This window comes from Streptococcus parasanguinis, assembly GCF_032163505.1.
GTDB classification, from domain to species: Bacteria; Bacillota; Bacilli; order Lactobacillales; family Streptococcaceae; genus Streptococcus; species Streptococcus parasanguinis_V.
Genome location: NZ_CP134147.1, coordinates 602,800 through 619,617, shown reverse-complemented (window position 1 = coordinate 619,617; position 16,818 = coordinate 602,800). Strand labels below are relative to the sequence as shown.

Here is a 16,818-nt window from a genome sequence, read left to right as displayed (position 1 = left end):
GCTAAAATAGTTGAGTTTTTTGAAACGTTTCATTTTATAGCTAAATTATAACAGCGCTTTCATAATTTGTCAAGCACTTTTTATAATTTTTTTGTAGTGTTCCCTTCAAAGAAATGTACGGGTAAACTAATCACATTCTTTTCTATTTTTTCTTTACGAATCAATTTAAGTAATAATTCTACTGCCGCTTGGGCCATCTGAGCTATTTCTTGAACAATGGTCGAAAGTAAGTACGGTTGATCAAAAGCAGGTCTTAACCCATCAAAACCAATAATTTGATAGTCCTCTAGAGGAGTTTTTCCCATCTCCGTCAAAACTTTTATAACACGTAGAGCCATAAAATCATTTACTGTAAAAATCCCATCAATCTGAGGATGAGCTTCAAAAAAGGACTTAATTTGTCTTTCTGCTTGATCTAACGGTTCTGGCATTTCAAGACTACAGAGTTTTGTATTTTGCTGCTTAGCTTCATCTTTAAACCCCCTTCCCCGTTCCGTTGTTTCATTCAAATGTTTGTTCACATCACTAATGTAAGCTAAATTTTGGCAACCTCGTTTGACTAACTCTCGGCAAGCTAGTTGACCACCATGATAATTTTCAGAGGTTACGTAATAGACATTTTCAGAAAAATGACGGTCAATACTAACAAAAGGTAAATTAGAGGAGATATACTTATCGATATCTGAATAGGTGATCCCAATGATCCCATCTACCTTATTTTTTTCAAGTAATTTTATGTACTCTATCTCGTTTTGAGCATCTTTATCTGCATTACAAATCAATAATTTACATTGATTTTTCAACAATTCCTTTTCTACATGATATGCAAACTCAGAAAAGAATGGATGCCAAATGGTTGGAATAAGTAAAGCGATAATATTACTACGATTCGTTTTTAATCCTCTCGCATATTCATCTGGCACATAAGACAATTTTTCAATCGCTTGTTGAACTTTTTTTAATGTCACCTCTTTAATGCCTTTTTCGTTATTGATAACACGAGAGACTGTCCCAACACTAACCCCAGCTTCTGCTGCAACATCTTTCATCGTAATCGATTTTTTTTGCTCATTCATTTTCTCACCTCCTTTCATCCATACTATCATGAAAACGTTTCATTTTCAACATTTTCGTTTGAATTGTCACTCCACTTCTTCATCCATTTGGGGATTTCTTGGCTAATGGTCGTCGGTAGAACCACATAAGCCTCCTTGCTCAAGTCCTCAGCAATGGCTGAATGGAGATAGGTCGCAACCACCACGCGCTCATAGAGACTGACCTGTGGGAATTGACCCGCAAATCCTGCGATCATCCCTGCCAAGGTATCTCCCATACCCCCTGTTGCTTGATAGGGACCACCAACATCTAGCTGATAGCCCTCATCTTGCCCACTTGTCCAAATGCGGGTGTGTGGCCCTTTTTCTACAATGACAGTCCCTTGAGGAAAGTTCTGTACTGCTCTTCGACTCTTGCCTTCTGTCTGGCTGGCTAGATCAAGCCCTGATAGTTTTTCCCATTCTTTTTGATGGGGGGTAAAGACCAACTGAGCCTCTGGCAGGTCAAACTGAGAGGCTGCAAAAAGACTAATAGCTCCGCCATCTAATATCAAGACCTGCTGGCTAGAGACTTGCTCAAAAATCATGTGCAAGATTGCTTGGTTTTCTCTTGCTTCCTTTAAGCCCGGTCCTACGAGAATTACGCTGGCTTTTTGGAGTTGCTCACAAAGGAGTTCGTGATCTGCCAAATCAAAGCCCATGGCTTCAGGAAGATGGCTATGAAGGGCCGTCAGATTATCAGGATCGGTTGCAACAGTGACCAGACCCGCACCACTGTGAACCGCAGCAAGCGCCGCCATAATGATGGCTCCCCCATAGGGGTAAGTCCCCCCAATCAAGAGCAGGCGACCAAAATCGCCCTTATAAGAATTCGACTCTCGCTTTGCAATGACACGCTGGATCTCTTCTTTCTGAACTGTTCTCATACCTTCCTCATTTCTAGCGAAAAAGGAGAAGCCACGACTCCCCCTCCTTCTTTTATTTTCCTCTGAATTCTGCGAAGACTTGCAAGATCTTAGCAGCCACAGCTTGCGGTTGATTTTGTTTGGCTACCAATTGATCATCCGCATAAGGCTGAAGGGCTGGAAAATCACCAATCTGAACTGCATAAAGAGCTTTTTCAAAGAGCTCAATATCATTTTGATCATTGCCAAAAGCCACGAAATTCTCTCCACAGAGTTCTTCTACTGTTGTCGCTTTATGCGTGTCTGCTGGATTGATATAGATGCATTTTTCATGCGCATGATAGCGGATATGGGCCTTATCTGTCTTTTCGATCCGCTCGATGATCTCATCCACGAGCTCCTCATGGCCACCCATATAGATCACGACCTTAATCGGATCTGTCAGCTCCTCTAATGAACGATACTGGGCTTTCTTGAGGGGATCTACATTAGCAACAAAAGGAATCTTTTCCAAAATCTGTCCGCTATAATCAAAGGTATCATCCACAAAAAATGGTAGATTGTAATGGCGGCAAAAGCCAAGGACTTCCCGATACACATCCTTGTCCAATTGTTCCTCATATACCAATTGCCCCTGGCGATAGGCCAATCCACCATTTAAGCCTATCACGAGTTGCTGACTCAATGGGTCCCCTAAAAGATCCAAGCAGTCCCGGTAAGAACGTGCAGAAGCAAAGGCAACTTCATGGCCAAATTCTTCTGCTCTCAATAAGACCTGTTTGATTTCATCATCGATTGTGACACCATCGAATGACAGGGTTCCATCTAAATCAAATACAAACTTCATCTTGTTCACACTTTCATTTTTTTAAGGCACGAACAGCTGCTTCGTAGGTCTGCTCCATCAGCATGGTGACAGTCATAGGCCCAACCCCTCCTGGTACCGGGGTAATATGACTGGCCAAAGGTACAACAGAGTCAAAATCGACATCCCCACACAATTTGCCATTCTCATCGCGATTCATTCCGACGTCAATAACAACGGCGCCTTCTTTCACGAAGTCTGCTGTTACAAATTTCGCACGACCGATCGCAACAACCAAGATATCTGCTCTTCTAGCAATTTTAGGCAGATGATGGGTCCGGGAATGGGTCAAGGTTACCGTCGCATTTTTGGCGAGGAGCAACTGCGCCATTGGTTTTCCAACGATATTGGAACGACCAATCACGACTGCTCGCTTCCCTTCTAGATCAATCCCGTACTCTTTGAACATCTCCATGATCCCAGCGGGAGTTGAAGGCACCATGAGAGGATTTCCAGCCCACAAGCGTCCCATATTCAATGGATGAAAGCCATCCACATCTTTTGTCGGATCAATGGCTAAAAGGACTGCATCCGCATCGATATGCTTAGGCAGTGGCAACTGCACTAAAATCCCATGCCAAAGGGGATCTTGATTGTAGTGTTCGATCACTTCTAATAATTCAGCTTGGCTAATGCTTTCAGGAAGTCGTCTCACTTCACTCCGAAAGCCTGCCGCAATAGCAGAACGCTCTTTATTTCTTACATAGATTTTGCTAGCTGGATTATCTCCTACCACGATGACAACAAGTCCAGGCACAGCTCCTGTCTCTTCTTTTAATCGTGCTGTTTTCTCCGCAATCTCACCCTGTAATTTTGTAGCGAGCGCCTTCCCATCAATGAGTGTCGTCATATCAATTCTCTTTCTAGTCAAGTAATGAAAATAGTCCTCTCTATTATAGCAGATTTCAACTCTCAAACCTAACTGTTCCTAATTAGAATTTCTTATAGACGAAAACTATAGCCAGATGGACAAAAAATGAGCTTGAGACCACCCCAAACTCATCCACACAGCTGCTTAGTAAAGCAATTCATAAATTTCCATTGCAATTAAATCAATGCTATCAAATGTATAGGTTTCACGCGCTTCAACATCACGAAGTGTAAAGGTTGAACCTTCTTCTTCATTGTGGTTGTATGCTACTTCAGCGACAACAACACCGTCACGTTCAAAATTACGTTTCAAGTTTCCACCGTCTTTTGTCATCGTCTCCAAACGGTTGATAATCCGTACTAAATGTGATTCCATTTTATTTCTCCTCTTTACTTTCTACTCTCCTATTTTATCATAAAAGAGAAAGCTCTTCCAATAAAAATTCACATTTTTCCATTGATTTGCTCTCTTCTTCAATCCTTAGCGACATTCCGTAGTAAATTCTTGCAAACTTCTAGAATACTGATATAATGAAACTATAAATCTTTGACTATTTTTGACCTTTTAAAAATAGGCTCGTCTCTTGATGGGAAACCATCAAAAACCTACTGTGAGGTATGTATATGCTTTGTCAAAATTGTAAAATAAATGAATCAACCATCCATTTATATACAAATGTAAATGGACGTCAGCAGCAAGTAGACCTCTGTCAAAATTGCTATAAAATTATGAAAACAGACCCTAATAACAGCTTCTTGAAAGGCATGACCCAACGTAGCCAACTCACTGGAGATCCTTTTGAAGATTTCTTCAATAACCTTGGAAACTTCCAAAGTCCGCAAGAACCTCAAACCCCTCCAACTCAATCCGGAGGCAGTTATGGAGGTGGCGGCTACGGCCAAAACAATAACCGTGGTGGTGGTCAAGACCCCCGTCAAGCACGCCCTCAAAAGCCAAAAGGACTGTTAGAAGAGTTCGGCATCAATGTCACAGAAATTGCCCGCAAAGGGGATATTGACCCTGTCATTGGCCGTGACGAGGAGATTATCCGTGTCATCGAAATCCTCAACCGTCGAACCAAGAACAATCCGGTTCTGATTGGAGAGCCTGGGGTCGGAAAAACTGCTGTTGTGGAAGGCCTGGCTCAAAAAATCGTCGATGGCGACGTTCCTCATAAATTGCAAGGAAAAGAAGTCATCCGCCTAGATGTCGTGAGCCTCGTTCAGGGCACAGGCATTCGTGGTCAATTCGAAGAACGCATGCAAAAATTAATGGATGAAATTCGTCAACGCGAAGATGTTATTCTGTTTATCGACGAAATCCATGAAATTGTTGGCGCAGGATCAGCTGGCGAAGGCAATATGGACGCTGGAAATATCCTTAAACCAGCCTTAGCGCGCGGAGAACTCCAATTAGTCGGTGCTACTACCCTCAATGAATACCGTATCATTGAAAAAGATGCGGCCTTAGAACGTCGGATGCAGCCCGTTAAGGTCGATGAACCAACGGTTGAAGAAACCATCACCATCCTCAAGGGCATCCAGAAAAAATACGAAGACTACCACCACGTCCACTATACAGACGGGGCCATTGAAGCGGCAGCTATTCTTTCAAACCGCTATATCCAAGATCGCTTCCTGCCAGACAAGGCCATTGATTTGTTGGATGAAGCAGGGTCTAAGATGAACCTAACCCTAAACTTTGTGGATCCAAAAGTGATCGACCAGCGCTTGATTGAAGCGGAAAATCTCAAAGCTCAAGCGACACGCGAAGAAGACTTTGAAAAAGCAGCCTACTTCCGCGATCAAATCGCGAAATATAAGGAAATGCAGGGTCAACATGTCACCGATCAGGAAACCCCTGTCATCAGTGAAAAAACTATTGAACACATCATTGAACAAAAGACCAATATTCCTGTTGGCGATTTGAAAGAAAAAGAACAGTCTCAATTGATCAATCTGGCTTCTGATTTGAAAGCTCATGTGATCGGTCAAGATGATGCAGTAGATAAAATCGCGAAAGCCATTCGACGCAATCGTGTCGGCCTAGGATCTCCAAATCGACCAATCGGAAGCTTCCTTTTTGTCGGACCAACCGGTGTCGGAAAGACCGAATTGTCTAAACAATTGGCGATCGAGCTCTTTGGCTCTGCAGATAATATGATCCGCTTTGATATGAGCGAATACATGGAAAAACATAGCGTAGCGAAACTAGTCGGAGCTCCTCCAGGCTATGTTGGCTACGATGAAGCTGGACAACTAACGGAAAAGGTCCGTCGCAATCCTTACTCTCTCGTGTTGTTAGATGAAGTGGAAAAAGCCCATCCAGATGTCATGCACATGTTCTTGCAAGTCTTGGATGATGGCCGTTTGACAGATGGTCAAGGCCGTACCGTTAGCTTCAAAGATACCATTATCATCATGACCTCTAATGCTGGAACTGGCAAAGCTGAGGCCAATGTTGGTTTTGGAGCCGCTCGCGAAGGTCGCACCAACTCCGTACTTGGAGAACTCGGTAACTTCTTTAGCCCTGAATTCATGAACCGTTTTGATGGCATCATTGAATTCCAACCTCTATCAAAAGAAAATCTTCTCCAAATCGTTACCCTTATGCTGGATGAAGTCAATCAACGTCTCGCACAAAATGAGATTCATCTGGATGTGACAGAGAAGGTCAAAGAAAAATTGGTCGATCTAGGATACGATCCAAAAATGGGGGCCCGCCCACTCCGTCGTACCATCCAAGACCATATCGAAGATGCTATTACCGATTATTACCTGGAACATCCAAGTGAGAAACAACTCAAAGCCGTCATGACCAGCAATGGGAATATTAGCATCAAAGCTGTTCACAAGACGGCTGAAAAGAAGTCAGAAGAATAATCAGTAAAGGTACATTCAGAGAGTGGGACAGAAATCGGTAATTCGTTAGAATTCGATTTCGTCGTCCCACCTCCGCACAGTTGAGTAGGGCTGTAAAAGCTGATGAAATCAGCGTAGTAGAGCCCACTCAACCACTGCGTCTTGCTCGACAATCCAAAAATAATTGAGAGGCTAGGACTTTTGTCCCACTCTCTTTCTTTTTTCCCTCCAGATTTTTGCTAAAAAATATGATATAATGATGAAAAAATAAGAAAAGAGAAAACCATGACCATTCCAAGTTTTGGTGAAAAAAAACAAGATGTGACCTACGTCAATCGCTATGGTGTCTACGCTGTTATTCCCAATAAGGACAAGGATCAGATCATCCTCGTTCAAGCTCCAAATGGGGCTTGGTTCTTACCTGGCGGGGAAATCGAGGCAGGTGAAGATCACTTGCAAGCTCTGAAACGGGAACTGATCGAAGAATTAGGTTTTACCGCTGTTTTAGGACAATACTATGGCCAAGCAGATGAGTATTTCTATTCCAGTCATCGCGACACCTACTACTACAATCCTGCCTATATTTATGAAGTGGTAGACTATACAGAGGCTCAAAAACCACTGGAAGATTTTAACAGTCTTGCTTGGTTTCCTGTAGATGAAGCTATTGAAAAACTCAAACGTGGCAGTCACAAATGGGGCATTGAACAGTGGAAAAATACCCACAAAAAATAAAGGAATTCTTTCACAAATAATAAAAAAGTGCTATAATAAATGAAGATAGAGGTTAGGAGGAACTCATATGAAGCTCATTAATACCACAAATAGTCATGCTGTACTGGTCAAAAGCCAACTTGCCAGCACTGACGCCTTGCTTGTCGAGGTTTATTCCGCGGGCAATACCGATGTCGTTTTTACACAGGCCCCAACACACTATGAATTATTGATCAGTAACAAACACCGAGCTATTCGTGAAACTGAAGTAGAAAAAATTCGTGAGTTCTTTTTAAAACGTAAGATTGATCTTCAAATCATTGACCAATCCGCTATTAAAACCCTCTACTCCGATAAACTAATTGAAATTTCCTTTCCAATTACAAAGTAAGGCCAATTTGCCTTACTTTTTTTATTTCCTTAATTCATGAATCTCTACACTATTCTAGCCATTAAAAAAGAAGTTCCTTTATGGAACTTCTTTTAATGGCTTTTATTTAGCTTCAAATCCTTCTGCGACTGCGTCCGCAAAGTTCTCTTCGACGATGCTTGCACAGTGATCACAGATGGTTGCATGATAGTGGCGTTCAGCCGTTGTTGGGTCGATACGACGGCAACGATCACAAACTTCACCAGTGGCACGTTCAACTGTGAAGGCTACATCTTCAAAGGTCACTGCACCTTCTGGAGCTGAGCCTTCTGCGATGGTCAATTCAGAAACAATCAAGAGTTGAGCAACATTGCTATCTACAGCTCCAAGAAGTGTTTTCACAACTTCGTTTGGATAAACTGTCAAATGAGCTTCCAGTGATTTACCAATCACTTTTTCATTCCGTGCTTCTTCCAAGGCTTTTTGAGCTTGACCACGGAAGTCCATGAAGGCTGACCAGGTATCCAAGATTTCTTCTTGGTTGGCAAACGTTTCTGCTTCTGGCAATTCTGACAATTGAACGAAGTCTTCTGCTTCAAACTCAAGATAAGACCAGATTTCTTCAGCAGTGTGAGGAAGAATTGGAGTCAAGAGTTTCGTGATTTTCACAAGGATATCATAGAAAACTGTTTGCATTTGACGGCGTTCAAGGGATTTAGCTCCTTCGATGTAAACAACATCCTTGGCAAAATCTAGGTAGAAGGCAGACAGGTCAACGTTGATAAAGTTGACTAGCGCTTTGTAGATCGTCAAGAACTCAAAGTTTTCATAAGCGTCACGGATGGTCTTGACAAGCTGGTTAAAGCGAATGGTCATGTACTTGTCCACTGAACGAAGCTCGTCGTAAGCAACTGTATCCTCAGCCGGGTTAAAGTCAGAAGTATTCGCGATCAAGAAACGAAGGGTATTTCGGATCTTACGGTAAGTCTCAGACACTTGGCTCAAGATATCCATTGAGATACGTACATCGTTGCTTGAGTCTACACTAGTTACCCAAAGACGCAAGATTTCAGCACCAAATTGCTTTTCAACATCACTTGGAGCAATGGTATTTCCAAGAGATTTAGACATCTTCTCACCTTTACCATCCAAGGCAAAACCTTGAGACAAGATTTGTTTGTATGGTGCGACACCATGGTTCGCCACAGATGTGATAAGAGATGAGTTGAACCAACCACGGTATTGGTCTGAACCTTCAAGGTAAAGATCAGCTGGGTATTTGAGTTCTGGACGATTAACCACAACCCCATTCCATGATGAACCTGAGTCAAACCAGACGTCCATGATATCTGTTTCTTTTGTAAATTCGCCATTTGGTGAACCAGGATGCGTAAACCCTTCTGGCAAGAGGTCTTTCGCTTCACGTTGCCACCAGATGATGGAACCATGTTCTTCAAAGAGTTGCGCTACATGTTCGATGGTTTCAGCTGTCATGATTGGTGTTCCATCTTCTGCATAGAAGATTGGAAGAGGCACACCCCAGGCACGTTGACGAGAGATGACCCAGTCACCACGGTCACGAATCATGTTATAAAGACGCACTTTCCCCCATTCTGAGTGGAATTTCACTTTTTCAATTTCATCTAGGATATCTTGACGGAATTTTGATACAGAAGCGAACCACTGTGGCACGGCACGCCAGATGATTGGTTTTTTCGTCCGCCAGTCAAATGGGTAGGAGTGAGAGATTTCTTCTTGAGCAAGGAGCAAATCGCCAAGTTTTTCGATAACTGTTGGAACAACCTTGTCATAGAACTGACCAGCAAAGTCAGGGCCAGCATTTTCCATCATGATTCCGCGTTCGTTAACAGTAACAGCAACTTCGAGGCCATTGGCAATCCCTACATTGTAGTCATCCTCACCAAAACCAGGAGCGGTATGGACGATACCAGTACCTGAATCAAGGGTTACATGCTCACCAAGGATCACCAATTCATCCACTTCAGGATCCCATGGGTGTTCTGTAACGATATGGTTCAATTCTTTTCCTTGGTAAGTCGCAAGGACTTCAGCATTTTCCCAACCGAATTTTTCAGAAAGGCTTGGCAAGAGCTCAGATGCTACGACATACTTGCGGTCAGATCCAGCAGGCTTCACTACGACATAATCAAACTCTGCACCCACCGTCAATCCACGAGAAGCTGTAACCGTAAATGGAGTTGTTGTCCAGACAACGATGTAAGTGTCTGTATCTAGGACACCCTTACCATCTTTAACTTTGTTCGCATAGTAAAGAGACGTTGATACCAAATCATGGTATTCAATCTCTGCTTCAGCGAGGGCTGATTCAGAAGACCAAGACCAGTAAACTGGCTTAGCCCCACGGTAGATATAGCCTTTATTGGCCATTTCACCAAAGACTCGGATCTGTGCTGCTTCATAGTCAGGCGTCAAGGTTACATAAGGATGATCCCAATCACCTGAAACACCTAAGCGTTTGAAGTCTTCGCGTTGTTTATCTACTTGAGAAAGCGCATATTCACGGCAGAGTTTCAAGTACTCAACCAAGTCCATTTCTTTGCGTTTCACACCTTGTTTAGCCAAGACTTGCTCAATTGGCAAACCATGGGTATCCCAACCTGGAATATAAGGGGCGTAAAATCCTGACATAGACTTAGAACGAACAATGATATCTTTTGAGATCTTGTTCATGGCATGCCCTACGTGAATATTTCCGTTGGCATAGGGAGGGCCATCATGAAGGGTAAAATGCGGTTTTCCTTCATTCAACTCTTGACGGCGTTGATACAATTTTGCATCTTCCCATTCTTTTTGCCAAACTGGTTCTTTCGTTGGAAGCCCAGCCCGCATTGGAAAAGCTGTTTTCCCAAGATTCAATGTTTCTTTGAGTTTCATTGTGTCTCCTTATTGATTTAAAAGCTATAAAAAAAAACACGAGCATCCTAAAAAGGACGATTGCTCGTGGTACCACCTTTGTTCGAGAAGTCGCAAGCGACCTTCTCCTCTCATCCCGTAACGAGGGAAACGTCCGTTCTTACTCAAGGGTTCAGAACGAATACTGTAAAAGGATCATCCATTAAGAGGGAGTGCAGATCTTCCACCATCATCTACTCGCTAGACCTATCATTAATGGACCTGTTTTTACAAAATTATAAAATATTGACAGATTCACGATTTGCATCATCTTCTGGTTGAACAGTTTCTTCAACCGCAACGACTTCCTCATTTTCATGACGAGCGTGCTCTGCTTCTTCTAAAGCGGATTGAACTTTTTCATTCAAACCTTCAAACGCTTGTGTTGCACCCAATTCTAAATTAGCTGCTTCAATGCGTTTTTGCAATTCTTCAATTTCAGCTGGAGAGAATTGACGAGTCAAATCAATGTTATCATCTTCTGCATGATGATGGTGAACTGATTCACCCAAAGCTTTCTCCACAATTTCACGGAAAGCTTCATCACTTGTTTGAATGTACATAGCTGTTGGACGAAGAATTTCATCCCATTCAGGTGTATCGATAATGCTCAATTGGCTTTCGATGGTTGATTTCAAACGTTGATGGAAGACGCGTGTCTTGTTCTTCAATTCCTCTGTTTCAACGGCAACCTTCTTGGCATTATCCGTTGCATGACGAAGGATTTCATTTGCTTTTTGTTTTGCTTCATCCACTAAGTGCTGTGCATCTTGTTCAGCTTGACGAACAATATTTTCAGAACGTTCGTTAGCTGCTTGTTTGACACGTTCAGCAGTATCTTGTGCAATCAAAACAGATTGACTCAATGAATCTTTCATTTCATCAAAATAGTTTAAGCGTTCTTCAAGAGCTTGAATTTTTGCTTCTTGATCATGATTTAAACGAACAAGATCTTCATAATCGCGAACAACGATATCTAGAAATTCTTCTACTTCGTTCGCATCATATCCTCTAAATTTAACGCCAAAAGTTTTATCTTTAATTTCTAAAGCAGTAAGAGCCATAACTCCTCCTCATTTTTTACTTAAGAGTACTTCAACAGTTACTTTATATTTTCCACTCTTTGAAATACCATTTTCAGAAACAATTTTAAGACGCCCAAAGCGTCGGACACTGACTAAATCATTCAGACCTACAGTATAGCTAACATTGGAAGTAGTCGCATAGTTAACTTTCACTAGACCAGAACTAATCAACTGACTAGCTTGTGAGCGCGAAAGCTTGAAGGTCTCAGCAATTACCTTATCTAACCGATAACTCGACACGAGAATATCTCGCTGCTGGCTTTCTTCCTCTACGATCATTTGTTCAGAGAGAGGAACTTCCCTCAGCTTAACAGGTACCCGAGAAATTTTCTGGATGTGATCCATGAAATAGTGAACAAAACGCTGTTCAACAAATACTTGGACCTTTCCATCACTCGTTAGAATATCTCCAAAGGACTTGCGCTCCACACCTAATTGGTGAACAATGGTCCCCAGTACCTGGGAATGGGTCAAGTGATGAAATTTTGAAGCATAGACCATTTCCAATAAGGCCAGATCAAAGTCACTTGGATCCAATTGGTAATAATCTGGAGCAACAATAACCTTGGCATACTCCATTTTCTGCTCATCACTGGAAGCAAAGGCCTGTAACTGGTAGCTTGCCGCGACATTTCGTAAAATAGTGACCTGATGAGGGTTTAAAAAACCCGTCACCTCAACAGAATAGCGTTCCACCACTCTTTCAGACAATTCAATACAACGATCAATGAATTCGTGATCTTCGCGATTGAAATGTTGGTAAATCTCTGTCTGTCCCATCGTATTCTATCCAATCAAAAGTAGGAACAAGCGGGCTAATAACTGATTCATCAAGTTCAAGACCAAAAGTGCTACTAGAACTGTAAAATCCAAGCCCCCAAACTGCAATGGTAACTTTCTAAAAAGGCTCAAAAATGGTTCAACTAGGCGGTGAACCATTTGTCCAAGAGTACTCTGAGGTGCCCCAGGGAACCAAGATAGTAAGGCATAGATGACAAGAATGATGGAATAGATTTGAATGATATTTGATAAGTATTGAAAGATAACCATCTTAACGATTACGTTTCATATCATAGTCAAATTCTGTCACTTCCACATCATTTGGAAGGCGGATATCTTCAATGTTAACGACTACATTAATTGGAGTCAACAAGTACATGGTACTTGCAACACGACGAAGATTTCCTGCTAAAACATAACGAGCCCCATCCAAATAATCTAAACAACGACGTGCTTGTACTTCAGTCATATATTGGAAGTCAATCAAGATACTCTCATTAGATAGTAATAGATCAACAATTTCAGTCGCTTCCTCGTATTTGCGGGGATAGCGTACATCAATGGTAATCTTTTCATCTGTATTCGCACGATTAGCAGCCAATTCACGTTGACGTTCATGCAAGCGAGTAATATTTTCAGATGTATTTTTCGTTGTTGAAACAGGTTCCTTCACTGCCGCTGTAGACACTGGAGTCGTAACAGGTGCGACAGGAGTCGGTTTTGGTTTTACTGGTTCTCTTTGACTAATCTGTGGACGTGAAGAAGTCACTTGAGGAGTCGGCTGTGGCTGTGGAACTGGTTGTGTTTCCGCCCCAGCTGCTTTTGCCTCGCGAACTTCTACTTCTTCACCGTCTTCTGTGAAGTAGTCAATAAAGTTGTTAAATTTATCTTTTAATGACATAGTTCTTTCCTATTTAAAAAATGATGTCCCAATTCTTACATAAGTCGCTCCGTTCGCAATGGCTACTTCAAAGTCACGACTCATACCCATACTTAGTTCTGAAAAAGGCATATTTTTTAATTGTTTCTTTTCTAGTTGTTTCTGAAGTTGGTGAGTTTTTGAAAAAATATCCTGCAACTCTTCTTGACTAGCCTCAAAAGGAGCCATCGTCATTAAACCAACAATTTCAATTTTGTCCAGCTGTGCGATTTCCGCTAAAACATCATCCAGTTCATCGGGTGCAAATCCATGCTTACTTTCTTCACCAGAAATGTTCACTTGGAGGAAACACTTGATCGGGTGTTCTGCTCGCTTTTGAATTTCTTGAGCCAGCTTCACCGAATCCAAGGCATGAAAGTAATCGACGAGATTAATCACGTCTTTTACTTTCCGCCGTTGGAGGCTCCCAATCAAGTGCCAAGTGAGGTCATACTCTTTTAGAGCTTGATACTTTTCTAGGAATTTATCGACACGATTTTCACCGATATGTTGGATACCTGTTTTCACCAGTGCTTCTGTTGTGGCAACATCCACATACTTGGTAACAGCTATCACATTAACTTGATCTTGACGGTTAGCTTTGTTTCTTGCTGTTTCTACTTGTTGCCGAACAAGATCAGCATTCTCTACCAGATTCATGATTAACGATTCCGGAAGAATGGTGGTGTTTCCAATTCATCATCATCTGAAGATGAATCTACGTAACGATCAACTTGATGTGTTGATGTTGGTTCAGTTTGGCGAACGATATTCTCACGACGAATATCCCAATCACCAAAGGCTGAGCCACGGTTTGGTTCTACCGCTGGACGACTTGGAGTTGTTGGCAATTCAACATCTTGTTTCAAATCAAATTCACGGTCAAATGGTGCAGCTTGTGGGCGTTGTTCACGTGGTCCTGTTTTATAAGGACGTTGTGAGGAAGCAATTCCGCTAACGCGTTCTACCTTGTCTTGACGGACACCAGTTGCAACAACCGTCACGCGGATTTCATCTTTAAGAGATTCATCAATAGATGTACCCAACCAGATGTTCACTCCGTGACCTGCAGCTTGGTTCACAATTTCTGAAGCTTCTTCAGCTTCGATCAATGTCATATCCAAACCACCTGTTACGTTGACGATCACGTCTTCTGCACCATCAATTGTAGTTTCAAGAAGTGGAGAGTAAATGGCTTTACGAGCCGCTTCGATAACGCGTTCTTCACCGCTACCAACACCAATACCCATGAGGGCATTTCCTTTGTTTTCCATAACAGTCTTCACGTCTGCAAAGTCAAGGTTGATCAATCCAGGACTTGTGATCAAGTCAGTGATCCCTTGAACACCTTGACGAAGAACGTTATCTGCTTCACTCAAAGCTTCAAGAAGTGGTGTCTTCTTGTCTACAATTTCAAGCAAGTTGTTATTAGAAATAATCAACAAGGTATCTACATGTTCGCGAAGTTCGTTGATCCCTTCAATAGCGAAGTTGCCACGTTTTGAACCTTCAAACCCGAATGGACGAGTGACAACGGCTACTGTCAAAGCACCTACTGCTTTTGCAATACGAGCGATGACTGGTGCAGCACCTGTACCAGATCCTCCACCCATCCCTGCAGTGATGAAGACCATGTCTGCACCTTGCAAAGCTTCTGTTAACACTTCTTCGCTTTCTTCAGCTGCCTTACGACCAACTTCAGGTTGACCTCCAGCACCCAATCCACGAGTCAATTTTGGACCCAATTGGATAACTGTTTCAGCTTTTGCACTTGAAAGTGCTTGAACATCTGTATTAGCTGCGATGAATTCTACACCGGCAACGCCTTCGTCAATCATACGATTGATGGCGTTACCGCCACCGCCACCGACACCGATTACTTTAATTACTGCACCTTGTGCCGCTGCTGTGTCAAATGAAAATGTCATAAATACTTACACTCCTTAATCAAACATATTACCGATCAAATTTTTCATTCGGTCTGTGAATGTAGTTTTTGGTTCTTGTTTGCTATCATTGCTTGCTGCTGGAATTTCTTGAGTATCCACTGGAGATTCAATCTTCTCAGCATTGTATGCAGGTACTACCGGTTGTGCTGGAGCAGCAGGTTGTGGTTGTACTTGTGGTTGCACTGGACGATCAAATTGAATCGGTTGTTGACGCAAGACTTCGTCTCCATGAACCGCAGCTTGAGCAATAATATCCACATCTGTCAAATTGCCTGCATATTCAGACAAGCTAATTACATGGGCAAAAGCTGGATTGCGAATTCCAATTTGATTTGGAACAAACAATTTCACATTTACACCAAAGACTTCTTGAGCCAATTCTTCAACACCAGGAAGGATCGCTCCTCCACCGATAATCACAATACCACCAGGAAGATCCAACAGATGTCTTCTCTCAAGGTCTTGTTTGATTTGCTCAAAGATGTGTTTGATACGTGCTGAAATGATTTCAGCTAAGTACTTCTCAGTCACTTCAACTGGCTCTACTTCACCGATGACTTCTACATGGAAGACTTCGTTTCCAGCAGATGGCACATAGGCTTCACCATAGTTGAACTTCAAGCCTTCTGCCAATTTTTGAGAAGTTTTCAATACTTTAGAAATATCTTTGGTAACATAATCGCCACCTTCTTGGTAGATATTTGTAAATTGAAGTTCTTGGCTACGAACAGATGCCACCGTTGTTTGGCCACCACCCATATCGATCACCGTTGCTCCGAATTCACGTTCGCCTTCATTCAAGACTGTTTTGATCATCGCAAGCGGTGAAATGATGATGTTTTCAACTTGTAAGCCTGCACGTTCGACTGTTTTACGCAAATTGTGCAAGATTGTACGAGGTCCTGTATAAAGAAGGCCACGCATTTCAAGTCGGATCCCCATCATTCCACGTGGATCGCGGATTCCTTGGAAACCATCAACTGTGAATTCCTCAGGAATGAAGGTGATTACTTCACGATCCGGTGTCATACTTTTTGTGAGTGCAGATTTGACAACATTCTCAACATCTGCATCTGTGATTTCTTTCGAATCACTTGTGACTGGAATCATTCCTTGAGTTGCTTCGATTTGTAGTAAGTTTGCAGGCAACCCAACATTGACTAGATTGATTGAAATCCCTGCTTTTTCTTCAGCTTGGCTGATTGCAGTTTTAATTGCATTTGAAGCAGCTTCGATATCTACTATAATTCCATCTTTGACGCCAGCACTTTTTGCATTGCTGACTCCAATTACATTCATTTCTCCATTGACATGTTCTGCCACCAATACTTTTATTGAACTAGTACCGATATCTAAACCTGTAAAAAAGCCGTCTCTAGCCATTACACCAGTCCTCTCTCTTTATTTGTTTTCACTTTACATCTATTTATAGCCCTTTTAGTTGGAACTATCCAAACTTCATTATATCACAAAGAAGCCTAAAATGGACATTTTTTCTTCAATTATTTGA

The 16,818-nt window shown here is 42.1% G+C and carries 16 protein-coding genes; 3 read left to right on the top strand and 13 right to left on the bottom strand.

From position 1 onward, the window contains the following. Positions 1–80 precede the first annotated feature (80 nt). The 5 genes from RIN70_RS03250 to RIN70_RS03230 form a co-directional block, all read right to left on the bottom strand. Entirely contained in the window at positions 81–1,076 is a 996-nt protein-coding gene (locus tag RIN70_RS03250; protein ID WP_313790666.1) for a LacI family DNA-binding transcriptional regulator, read from the bottom strand. Positions 1,077–1,102: 26 nt separating this feature from the next. After that, positions 1,103–1,981: an NAD(P)H-hydrate dehydratase gene (locus RIN70_RS03245; protein ID WP_272157265.1), complete on the bottom strand. Its 879-nt coding sequence runs from the start codon at positions 1,979–1,981 to the stop codon at positions 1,103–1,105. A gap of 52 nt (positions 1,982–2,033) precedes the next feature. After that, positions 2,034–2,807: an HAD-IIB family hydrolase gene (locus tag RIN70_RS03240; RefSeq protein WP_155125261.1), complete on the bottom strand. Its 774-nt coding sequence runs from the start codon at positions 2,805–2,807 to the stop codon at positions 2,034–2,036. 13 nt (positions 2,808–2,820) lie between these two features. Beyond that, positions 2,821–3,675, bottom strand: coding sequence for a bifunctional methylenetetrahydrofolate dehydrogenase/methenyltetrahydrofolate cyclohydrolase (locus tag RIN70_RS03235; protein ID WP_155125260.1), 855 nt, complete (start codon positions 3,673–3,675; stop codon positions 2,821–2,823). A gap of 165 nt (positions 3,676–3,840) precedes the next feature. Continuing rightward, positions 3,841–4,071 carry a DUF1797 family protein gene (locus RIN70_RS03230; protein WP_003005989.1) on the bottom strand — a complete coding sequence of 77 codons (231 nt, stop codon included), beginning with the start codon at positions 4,069–4,071 and terminating at the stop codon, positions 3,841–3,843. Between the two features lie 248 nt (positions 4,072–4,319). Here RIN70_RS03230 and RIN70_RS03225 point away from each other — a divergent pair, with 248 nt between their 5' ends. The 3 genes from RIN70_RS03225 to RIN70_RS03215 all read left to right on the top strand — a co-directional run bounded on the left by RIN70_RS03225 (position 4,320) and on the right by RIN70_RS03215 (position 7,662). Then, positions 4,320–6,578, top strand: coding sequence for an ATP-dependent Clp protease ATP-binding subunit (locus RIN70_RS03225; protein WP_070589606.1), 2,259 nt, complete (start codon positions 4,320–4,322; stop codon positions 6,576–6,578). 264 nt (positions 6,579–6,842) lie between these two features. Beyond that, on the top strand, positions 6,843–7,292 hold the full coding sequence (locus tag RIN70_RS03220; RefSeq protein ID WP_070589607.1) for an NUDIX hydrolase: 450 nt from the start codon (positions 6,843–6,845) through the stop codon (positions 7,290–7,292). Between the two features lie 67 nt (positions 7,293–7,359). After that, positions 7,360–7,662, top strand: a complete 303-nt coding sequence (locus RIN70_RS03215) for a DUF1827 family protein (protein WP_049485812.1) — start codon at positions 7,360–7,362, stop codon at positions 7,660–7,662. Between the two features lie 102 nt (positions 7,663–7,764). Here the strand turns inward: RIN70_RS03215 and ileS are convergent, their stop codons facing one another. The 8 genes from ileS to ftsA all read right to left on the bottom strand — a co-directional run bounded on the left by ileS (position 7,765) and on the right by ftsA (position 16,691). Further along, positions 7,765–10,557, bottom strand: a complete 2,793-nt coding sequence (gene ileS, locus RIN70_RS03210; RefSeq protein WP_049523021.1) for an isoleucine--tRNA ligase — start codon at positions 10,555–10,557, stop codon at positions 7,765–7,767. A gap of 254 nt (positions 10,558–10,811) precedes the next feature. Continuing rightward, a complete protein-coding gene (locus RIN70_RS03205; RefSeq protein ID WP_003005971.1) occupies positions 10,812–11,639 on the bottom strand; it encodes a DivIVA domain-containing protein in 828 nt (275 codons plus the stop codon). A gap of 9 nt (positions 11,640–11,648) precedes the next feature. Beyond that, positions 11,649–12,440, bottom strand: a complete 792-nt coding sequence (locus tag RIN70_RS03200) for a YlmH family RNA-binding protein (RefSeq protein WP_195623295.1) — start codon at positions 12,438–12,440, stop codon at positions 11,649–11,651. Between the two features lie 6 nt (positions 12,441–12,446). After that, positions 12,447–12,710 carry a YggT family protein gene (locus RIN70_RS03195; RefSeq protein WP_003011858.1) on the bottom strand — a complete coding sequence of 88 codons (264 nt, stop codon included), beginning with the start codon at positions 12,708–12,710 and terminating at the stop codon, positions 12,447–12,449. A 1-nt stretch (position 12,711) separates the two neighbouring features. Then, positions 12,712–13,341: a cell division protein SepF gene (locus RIN70_RS03190; RefSeq protein ID WP_195623296.1), complete on the bottom strand. Its 630-nt coding sequence runs from the start codon at positions 13,339–13,341 to the stop codon at positions 12,712–12,714. Between the two features lie 9 nt (positions 13,342–13,350). Continuing rightward, the gene (locus RIN70_RS03185; RefSeq protein WP_003011742.1) at positions 13,351–14,019 is read right to left on the bottom strand and encodes a YggS family pyridoxal phosphate-dependent enzyme; all 669 of its coding nucleotides are present in this window, start codon (positions 14,017–14,019) and stop codon (positions 13,351–13,353) included. Positions 14,020–14,021: 2 nt separating this feature from the next. Next, the gene (gene ftsZ, locus RIN70_RS03180; RefSeq protein WP_003005955.1) at positions 14,022–15,287 is read right to left on the bottom strand and encodes a cell division protein FtsZ; all 1,266 of its coding nucleotides are present in this window, start codon (positions 15,285–15,287) and stop codon (positions 14,022–14,024) included. Between the two features lie 15 nt (positions 15,288–15,302). Continuing rightward, positions 15,303–16,691, bottom strand: coding sequence for a cell division protein FtsA (gene ftsA, locus RIN70_RS03175; protein ID WP_070450325.1), 1,389 nt, complete (start codon positions 16,689–16,691; stop codon positions 15,303–15,305). Between the last annotated feature and the right edge of the window lie 127 nt (positions 16,692–16,818).

Excerpts from the sequence above, each read along its gene's own strand:
- RIN70_RS03245 (WP_272157265.1), bottom strand. The coding sequence starts at position 1,981 with ATGAGAACAGTTCAGAAAGAAGAGATCCAGCGTGTCATTGCAAAGCGA.
- RIN70_RS03240 (WP_155125261.1), bottom strand. The coding sequence starts at position 2,807 with ATGAAGTTTGTATTTGATTTAGATGGAACCCTGTCATTCGATGGTGTC.
- RIN70_RS03250 (WP_313790666.1), bottom strand. The coding sequence starts at position 1,076 with ATGAATGAGCAAAAAAAATCGATTACGATGAAAGATGTTGCAGCAGAA.
- RIN70_RS03200 (WP_195623295.1), bottom strand. The coding sequence starts at position 12,440 with ATGGGACAGACAGAGATTTACCAACATTTCAATCGCGAAGATCACGAA.
- ftsZ (WP_003005955.1), bottom strand. The coding sequence starts at position 15,287 with ATGACATTTTCATTTGACACAGCAGCGGCACAAGGTGCAGTAATTAAA.
- RIN70_RS03215 (WP_049485812.1), top strand. The coding sequence starts at position 7,360 with ATGAAGCTCATTAATACCACAAATAGTCATGCTGTACTGGTCAAAAGC.
- RIN70_RS03195 (WP_003011858.1), bottom strand. The coding sequence starts at position 12,710 with ATGGTTATCTTTCAATACTTATCAAATATCATTCAAATCTATTCCATC.
- RIN70_RS03190 (WP_195623296.1), bottom strand. The coding sequence starts at position 13,341 with ATGTCATTAAAAGATAAATTTAACAACTTTATTGACTACTTCACAGAA.
- RIN70_RS03205 (WP_003005971.1), bottom strand. The coding sequence starts at position 11,639 with ATGGCTCTTACTGCTTTAGAAATTAAAGATAAAACTTTTGGCGTTAAA.
- RIN70_RS03235 (WP_155125260.1), bottom strand. The coding sequence starts at position 3,675 with ATGACGACACTCATTGATGGGAAGGCGCTCGCTACAAAATTACAGGGT.
- RIN70_RS03225 (WP_070589606.1), top strand. The coding sequence starts at position 4,320 with ATGCTTTGTCAAAATTGTAAAATAAATGAATCAACCATCCATTTATAT.
- RIN70_RS03185 (WP_003011742.1), bottom strand. The coding sequence starts at position 14,019 with ATGAATCTGGTAGAGAATGCTGATCTTGTTCGGCAACAAGTAGAAACA.
- ftsA (WP_070450325.1), bottom strand. The coding sequence starts at position 16,691 with ATGGCTAGAGACGGCTTTTTTACAGGTTTAGATATCGGTACTAGTTCA.
- RIN70_RS03230 (WP_003005989.1), bottom strand. The coding sequence starts at position 4,071 with ATGGAATCACATTTAGTACGGATTATCAACCGTTTGGAGACGATGACA.
- RIN70_RS03220 (WP_070589607.1), top strand. The coding sequence starts at position 6,843 with ATGACCATTCCAAGTTTTGGTGAAAAAAAACAAGATGTGACCTACGTC.
- ileS (WP_049523021.1), bottom strand. The coding sequence starts at position 10,557 with ATGAAACTCAAAGAAACATTGAATCTTGGGAAAACAGCTTTTCCAATG.